We start from the raw sequence: 7,427 nt of genomic DNA on the forward strand, positions 1-7,427 counted from the left end.
TCGTGCGCCCGACGGCAGCCCTCCCCCGTCCTCCGCTCGCTCGCCCCCGTCAAAGGTCGAGCAGCCGGGCCGGGCTGTCCCGCGTGATCCGGGCCCGGCGCCGGTAGCCCTGGGTGGTGGCGATGCTCTTCTGCCGGGTGTGGTGCATCACCTGCTCATCGAGCGCACCCTTGAGATAGGCCTCGGTGATGAACCCCGCCCGGAGCCCGTGCGGGGACAGGCGCTCCGTCTCATCCACCGTGAGTCGGGCGAGGCCCGCCCGCTTCTTCAGGATCTTCCACACCCCCTGAGGGCTCAGCCGATCCTCCAGCGCGCCCCCGGGGCTGAGCCGGCGGAACACCGCCCCCCACTCGATGCGGGTCTGGCGGAGCCACGCCTCCACTGCCCGCACCGGACAGGAGAGCGGGTTCAGCCCCCTGGGAATGCCGATAGTGGCCCCCTCCCCTTCCCTGTCGCGCTTGGAGCGCGGGATGAACAGGGTCATGCCCTCGCCCGTGAAGCGCAGGTGCTCGCGGTCGATCGCGACCAGTTCCGACCGCCGCAGCGCCCCGGCAAAACCCAGCAGCAGCAGCGCCCGGTCACGCAGGCCGGCGGTGTCGGTGCCACAGGCCGCGAGCAGCCGCTTCACCTCGGCCGAGGTGAGCGCCGCGGCAGGGCGCGAGGTCTTGCCGTGAGTCGCGAGGATGCCCCGCATCGTGGCCGCGATCGCGGGGTGCCGCGTCTCCCAGGGGTGCCCGGCCCCGCGGTGATGGTGGGCGATGGCGGCCAGCCGCCGGCGCAGCCCGCTGCGGCCCAGCGTCTTGGCGAGACTGGCAAGATGGCCGGCGACCACGACCGGAGCGGCTGGGAGAGGAGAAATGCCGCCCGCCTCGCACCACCGGCAAAAGGCCCGCCAGTCACTCTCGTAGGCGCGCCGGGTGTTCTCCGAGAGCGCCCGGCCGGCATAGCCGGCCGCCCTCGCCACCGCCTCGCCGACCGGACCGGCGAGCACGGCCAGGGCCCCGGGTGGAAGGGCCTCCCCCACCAGGCGCCGCACCGCCGGGGGAAGCGGCCTGTCGCCGGCGCCGTCGGGCGGGGTCACGGCCGCAGCCCCGGTCGAAGAAATCCAAAAACCTCAGACTTTGCCCGGTTCCGCGCGACCGTCGCGTCCACTGCCCCAGGCCCCCTGCCCCTCTCGAGCCGTCCCAGCCGGCGCCCCCGCGCCCGCCTCTACGGCCCCGTCGAGAGTGCCAGGGCCGGTGTCTTGATGGCAATCCCCCTCGCCTTCCCCCTTGGGCACGATAATGAAGTGTTACCGTGCCCAAGGGCCCGCCGGAGATGCGCGTTGTGCCCGGATCGGCTGCCACTTCCAGGGCTGCCGCGACTGTCGCAAAGACCAGCAGCACAGGCGCCCGAGTGGCCGAAGACGGCCCCGGCGGGATCAGCAGCCCTGCCCGTGGCTCTCCATCGCTGCCCGGCGCATCGGGCAGCAGCTGCAACTTGATCGGGTCTAGGGGGAGGGGTGAGGAAGGGCTAGACTGTTCCCACACATAGGTGCGCGCGTGTGGCAAATCATGGATTTGACCCCTCCCCACCCTTCCCCCCTTCGCCCTGCTGTTCGGCCTCCTCCTGCTTCTGACCCCGCTCCTGCTCAGTCAGAAGCCGCAGCCCCCGCACCCACGGGAAGCCCTGAACTTTCGCGTACCGGAGGCCGGGCACACGCTCGATCATCCCGCGCAGCCGGCGGTTGTCGGCCGTGTCTTCGCCGTTCGCGTCGCACCAGGCGGTAAAGTTGGCGAGGAGCTTGCCCGGCCGCTCACTCACCACAGGATCGCGGAAGCAGCACTCCTCCAGCCACCGGCTGAAATGGTCCTGTGCCTCGAAGTATTCTGCCGTAGCCTCCGCCACCACCTTGGGCCGGGGTAAGCCGCTCTCCTGCCACTCCAGGCACCCTTCGATCATCCAGGCCAGGATGGCGGGCCACTCCGCCTCCAACTTGGCCTCTAGCTCCCGGTCAGGGGTCACCGGCTTGCGGGTGAAGGGGACAATATTGAACCGGCGCCGCGCCGCCTCGTTCACGTTCTTCAGGATGGGCTTGTGATTGCCCACGATGGTCAGCTTGAACTGCGGCCGGTAGGTGAAGAAGTCCTGCCGCATGAAGCGGGCAGAGATGGGATCGCCGCCAGTCATCTGATTGATGCGGCTCTCCGCCCAGGCCCGGCCCTCCTCCGTCTCGGTCGCCGTCACCAGCCGTGCACCGCGCAGCATGGCGAGGTCGGTGGGGTGCTTGTCCCCGAAGCTGGCGGTGAAGGTGTCCATGGCCGCCACTGCAGCATAGTCGCCCAGGATGCGCGCCACAGTGTTCAGGAAGACGCTCTTGCCGTTACCGCCCGGCCCGTGCCCGAACAGCAGGGCATGCTCATTCGTGTCGCCGGTCAGGCAGTAGCCGCACCACCGCTTCAGGAAGTCGATCAGCTCGTCATCCCTGCCCGTGGTCTCGTCCAGGAATCGGAGCCACAGATCGGGCGGGGTCGCACGCGAGGGCGCCACGGCGGTGATCCTCGTCATCATGTCGGCCGGCTGGGCGGTCCGCATTCGGCCCGTCCGCAGGTCCACCACCCCTCCCGGCGTCGCCAGCAGGTAGGGATCGCGGTCCCAGGCCTCGTTGGTCACAGCGTGCGCCGAATCGCGCTGGGCAAACTTCTCTACCCCGCCAGCGAAGGCGGCCTTGCCGGTAACGGCCTGCGTCTTGAACTCCGCCTTCCGGTTGGCATCGGCCACTAGTCGCCGGGCGAAGCTGAAGGCCGCGTGCTTGCGGTCCTTCCGCCAGTGGGTGCCCGTCCACTCGAACCAAGCGCCCGTGTCGTGGCAGTAGCGAAGCCGGTCCTTGAACCGCTTGGTGAAGGCCAGGGCCACGCCGTGCTCGGTCAGCAGCACGTCCTGCTCTACCGCCTCCCCGGCCCGCTCCCAGCAGCGCCGCAGCTCCCGGCCGCCTTCGGCCTGTCCCTTCTCCGCCTTCCAGTCGGCTGTGTCAGGGTTGCCGTCCAGCGCATCCAGGAAGGCGGGGAAGTCTCCGCACTCTCGCTTCACCTGAGCTGCGATCTTGAAGGCCATGGCGCTGCGGCTGCCGTCTCCGGCCTTTGGCTTCACGCCCAGCGCCTTACTGATCCGGCCAGGCTTGCGGGCGGACGCTTCGCATTTCCCCGCCATCGCCGGGCCAGCTTCGCGAATCAGCCACTCCAAGTCGGCCAGCGCCACGCGGCGCAGTTCCTCCGGCGCCCCCGGGTGCCGCTCGCCGGTCACGGCGAAGAACCTGCCGGAGATGTAGAATTCGATCCCCGGCGGATGGTCGCCGCCCTTCCAGGCCCACTTCCGGCCGGTCGCCGTGCCCATGGCCTGCCGAATCGCGGTCGCTTCCTTCGGGTCGTAGAGGAAGAACAGTTTCACCCCGGACCCGGAGGGAGACACCTCGGCATAGGTCGAAAAGCGGCGCACCACTTCCAGCGCCCACGGCGCTAGGTCGCCCGTCTCGGCCCGGCAGGTATCCAGGTCGATGCCGCCGATAGTAAGGCCGGCTTGGTGGCCCAGCATGATCCCGATGCCGCCCGTGCCGCAGGGCAGCCGCAGCTTCGGGACGCGCTCTTCAGCCGCTGCCCGTACCGCCCAGGTGGACTGGCGGTTGGACGCCGCCTGCCTGCCCGTCGCCGGATCATAGGGAACCTTCGTCCGCCTCCCTTTCTGATACTCCTCCTGCCACGCCACCCACCGGGGAAGCTTGCCAAGCGCACTTAGCGTAACGCCATCGAAATCATCAGTGGGACACTTGGCCTTGGGAACCCCTGTGATTTCTTGGGTTCCCGAAAAGTCCCACTCCGGGTTAGGATGCTGTTCTACCGAGCCTTTCTCGGCTCGCCCCTGGGCACCATTCGTTTAGCGTTGATTTTGGCTTGTTTTCCGGCCCTCAATTGCCGCACGTCGATCTGCATTCTGAATTTGTCATTGCGGCAGCGGCCCCCTTGCGGACCCCCGAGCCGCTAAGGCTGATGAACTAGGGTCCAATCCTCATTCTGTATCCCACCACGTACCCGACGAGCGCCACCGTCTTTTTCGAATTAGGCGCGAGTGGTTCGCCTCCCGTAAGGCCAACGGCTGGGCGACGAGTGAACCGCACAGCTGAAGACGGCCATTCAACCGCAAGATGAAAACAGATATTTTGTTCGGGATTTTTCTAGCGTAGGTTGCAGCATTCAGAATCGCTGCAAGGTCAAGCGTGAACGCCAAGCATATCTGCCTCGTGCCGGCACTTGCAGTTACACTTGCTCTGCTGTCAGCCTGTACCCAGCCCGCGGTAGCGCCGAAGCCACCTGCTTTCCAGGAAAGCGCCGTGACAGTGCGCGACTGGGACCGCGTCGCCAACCATATTGCGAGCGACATGGAACGAAGCGGTTTGCTGCCGGGCACCATGGCCTCTCCTGGTCAGGCGCTAGCGCCCAAGGCCTACTACATCCATGCAGTATCGAATGGCTCCGCTTTCCTGAATTCGGTCCGAGACGCGCTGACCTCCGAAATCTTGTTCCGTGGAGGCTCGGTCGCTGCCCTCCCGGCCGGAGCCACCGTCATTAACCTGGACGTCGATTGGGTCCGCTGGGGGTCGAGGCCGGCAGCACCGAATGGAACCGGCACCCTCTCGGGTCTTAAGACCGGCCTCCTCGTCAGCGCACTCGATCTCGGCGCCGGTACACCAGCCGACAAAATTGCGCAGCTTGCTCCCCTGGAGATTGCAGCACTCACAGCTGGCCTAGGGCTCACCGCAGATGTTGTCCGAGCACTCACGCCCACCCAGGGCTCCGAGGCAGCCTGGCGCGCGTATATCGTGTCGCCCACACAGGTTCTGTTCCACGTCCGGGAGCCGATCTACGTCGAGACCTCGGATCTTCCCCTTTACCATGCGAGCACCCGCACTGGTCCGATCCCGTCGCCCGGGCCAAGTGTCGCGCTGATATCGCGGCCTCTTCAATTCGCTCGTTAACTATCCTCCAGCGTCCGAAGGACCACGGCCGATGCCGCCCCTCCGCAAACTCGCGCCGATGTTGCTTGCCCTGGGCGTCGCCGGTTGTGCTGCGCCCAGCTTTCCTGAAACAGTCGCGTCCTCCTCGACGGATGACCGGTCCTCAGTGCAGGGCGACATGGGGCATCTCACCTATCGAGCGGTGGACAAGATGCTCGATACAGCTGTCGGGTTGCCGCCTGGCACACCACTCATTGTCGCCTCACTCACCGATGCTCAACAACTCGAGCAGAGTTCCCTTTTCGGAAACATCGTGGCGGACATGATCCGCTCCAGGCTGGCGCAGCGTGGCATGCGGGTGTCGGAAGTACGCCTGCGGTCAGCAATGCGGCTCGCTCCCGGGCAGGGAGAGCTGATGCTCTCGCGAGAAACTCGCGCACTCCTCTCCTCCCCCAATGTTGCGGGGATTGTTACCGGGACCTACGCAGTTGGCGGCGAACGGGTCTGGGTCAGCCTGAAGCTGGTGTCCGGACTGGACGCGCAGGTGCTTGGCGCATCCGATTTCGCCCTGACGCGCCAGGGTGATGTCGAGAGTCTTCTGCGGCCGGCAGTGCTGGAACGGCGAGTGAGTTCTCGCTGAGGCTTGGCGCACCAAGCTGGAACGGCTAGGGCGACTTACCCCTATCTTACGGTTTTTCAGGGCGGGCTGTTCGTCTGTTCCCCGAAGGCTGTTATTCCGGCCCGCCATCGTAAGGAGGGAGGGTGATCAGGTTCTCGAAGCGGCAGAAGCTGTCCACTTGGCATCGCCACGACCGTACAATGCGGCGGCGTCGGCAGCTGCGGCGCGCTCTGCAATACGCTCCGATCACCGTCCTTCTCTTGCTAGTGGGCAGCTATTGGGCATCCACCTCGGGCCAAGGCTCTTCTGCGCCTTGGAGGTTTTCTGGAGCCCAAGACGTATCATCGCTGACGGTCGAGGCCCGACACCGGCTGGCAGCTCGAAACTGCGACACTGCCCGTGCAGTGGGTCTTGCCCCTGCGGGACGGGGAGAGCCTGGTTACTGGCCGCATCTCGACGCAGATAATGATGGGGTTGCGTGTGAGCCATGGCCGCATAGCCGCTCGCGATAACCACAGCCGCAAGCCAAGGCCGGGAGCGCGCTCCACCTTGTGCAAAGCAGAGGCGAACTCCTAATACCAGCCGCCCTGGTGAATGACCGGTTCCAACTCTTCTAATCCCACCTAACAAAGTTTGGTTTTGAAGGCGAAGCAGTCATCCATACGGAAACAGCAGGAGCGTCGGCTTCGCGCCCATGCCGGCCCCGTGAGGAGTACACACCTGTTGCCGAAAGCGGACCAGGTCTGGCAGACCATCGAATGGATCGCGGAGCGGATAGATGGCTGGATCTGGCGCCAGAGCGATTTCCTGTGCCTGCCTGACATCGTGTTGGGCTGGCGGGCGGCCGTGCCGGATGATGCCTCCGAGCCCTACAGCTACACCATGTTCTTCGACCTGGACGGGGACCCCGATGCGCCTCTGCGCGTCGGGCAAGGCGTCAGCGTCGGTCGTGGGGCGTCTATCGAACTCTGGAAGCACCAACAGGACGGGGGCGTTTCCCACGTCGCGCACAGCCTCAAGACGTTGCTAGGTCCCGCCATGGAGGCGCTGGACGAGTCGGCCGAGCACGTCCTGCTCCGCCTCCAAGCCAGCCACTCATTAAACCCCATCTCAACGATATCAGCCTGAAGGGAATGACCATGACCAAAGTGGTCCGCATCCATCAGTACGGCGATGCTAGCGTGCTCAAGATCGAGGACATCGAGGTTCCGCCTCCCGCCGCCGACGAGGTCCAGATTGCTGTCCGCAGCATCGGGCTGAACCGCGCCGAGGTCATGTTCCGCAACCACGCCTATTTGCAGGAGGCCGTGTTTCCGAGCCGCCTCGGCTACGAGGCGTCCGGGGTCGTCCAGGCAATCGGCGCGTCGGTCACAGGCTTCCAGCAAGGGGACGCGGTTAGCCTCATACCGCCTCACGACATCGCGCGCTGGGGCACCTATGGGGAGGTGGCCAATGTTCCTGCCCGCAGCCTGGTCAAGCATCCAGAGAACCTGACCTTCGAGGAGGCCGCCGCCTCCTGGATGCAGTACGTCACGGCCTGGGGCGCCCTGATTGAGCAGGCCAAGCTCGCGAGGGGCGATTTCGTCATCGTCACCGCGGCATCAAGCAGCGTGGGCCTGGCGGCGTTCCAGATCGCCCGCATGGTCGGTGCGACGGTCATCGCCACGACGCGGACCAGCGCCAAGAAGCAGGCTCTGCTGGAGGCAGGCGCCCACCACGTGATCGCCACCCAGGAGGAGGACCTCGCGGCCCGCGTCATGGAGATCACCGGCGGCAAGGGCGCTCGGGTCGTGTTCGATCCGGTCGGCGGCCCGTCCTTCG

At 66.2% G+C, this 7,427-nt stretch carries 7 protein-coding genes; 5 read left to right on the plus strand and 2 right to left on the minus strand.

Annotation, left to right across the window (positions count from 1 at the left end):
• Positions 1-49: 49 nt before the first annotated feature.
• Together ACO1BU_RS25115 and ACO1BU_RS25120 are read right to left on the minus strand one after the other, a co-directional pair.
• Positions 50-1,081 carry a tyrosine-type recombinase/integrase gene (locus ACO1BU_RS25115; RefSeq protein WP_424138713.1) on the minus strand — a complete coding sequence of 344 codons (1,032 nt, stop codon included), beginning with the start codon at positions 1,079-1,081 and terminating at the stop codon, positions 50-52.
• Positions 1,082-1,551: 470 nt separating this feature from the next.
• Complete coding sequence (locus ACO1BU_RS25120; RefSeq protein ID WP_424138714.1) at positions 1,552-3,741, minus strand: phage/plasmid primase, P4 family; 2,190 nt, start codon at positions 3,739-3,741, stop codon at positions 1,552-1,554.
• A gap of 622 nt (positions 3,742-4,363) precedes the next feature.
• Here ACO1BU_RS25120 and ACO1BU_RS25125 point away from each other — a divergent pair.
• The 5 genes from ACO1BU_RS25125 to ACO1BU_RS25145 form a co-directional block, all read left to right on the plus strand.
• A complete protein-coding gene (locus ACO1BU_RS25125; RefSeq protein WP_424138715.1) occupies positions 4,364-5,008 on the plus strand; it encodes a hypothetical protein in 645 nt (214 codons plus the stop codon).
• Between the two features lie 31 nt (positions 5,009-5,039).
• The gene (locus ACO1BU_RS25130; RefSeq protein WP_424138716.1) at positions 5,040-5,627 is read left to right on the plus strand and encodes a FlgO family outer membrane protein; all 588 of its coding nucleotides are present in this window, start codon (positions 5,040-5,042) and stop codon (positions 5,625-5,627) included.
• Between the two features lie 179 nt (positions 5,628-5,806).
• Entirely contained in the window at positions 5,807-6,118 is a 312-nt protein-coding gene (locus ACO1BU_RS25135) for an excalibur calcium-binding domain-containing protein (RefSeq protein WP_424138720.1), read from the plus strand.
• A 211-nt stretch (positions 6,119-6,329) separates the two neighbouring features.
• On the plus strand, positions 6,330-6,734 hold the full coding sequence (locus ACO1BU_RS25140) for an LLM class oxidoreductase (protein WP_424138717.1): 405 nt from the start codon (positions 6,330-6,332) through the stop codon (positions 6,732-6,734).
• 5 nt (positions 6,735-6,739) lie between these two features.
• On the plus strand, positions 6,740-7,427 hold a 688-nt coding region (locus tag ACO1BU_RS25145; RefSeq protein WP_424138718.1), incomplete at its 3' end, for a zinc-dependent alcohol dehydrogenase family protein.

The sequence above is a fragment of the Roseomonas chloroacetimidivorans genome, assembly GCF_049629625.1.
GTDB classification, from domain to species: Bacteria; Pseudomonadota; Alphaproteobacteria; order Acetobacterales; family Acetobacteraceae; genus Roseomonas; species Roseomonas chloroacetimidivorans.

Excerpts from the sequence above, each read along its gene's own strand:
- ACO1BU_RS25130 (WP_424138716.1), top strand. The coding sequence starts at position 5,040 with ATGCCGCCCCTCCGCAAACTCGCGCCGATGTTGCTTGCCCTGGGCGTC.
- ACO1BU_RS25135 (WP_424138720.1), top strand. The coding sequence starts at position 5,807 with ATGCGGCGGCGTCGGCAGCTGCGGCGCGCTCTGCAATACGCTCCGATC.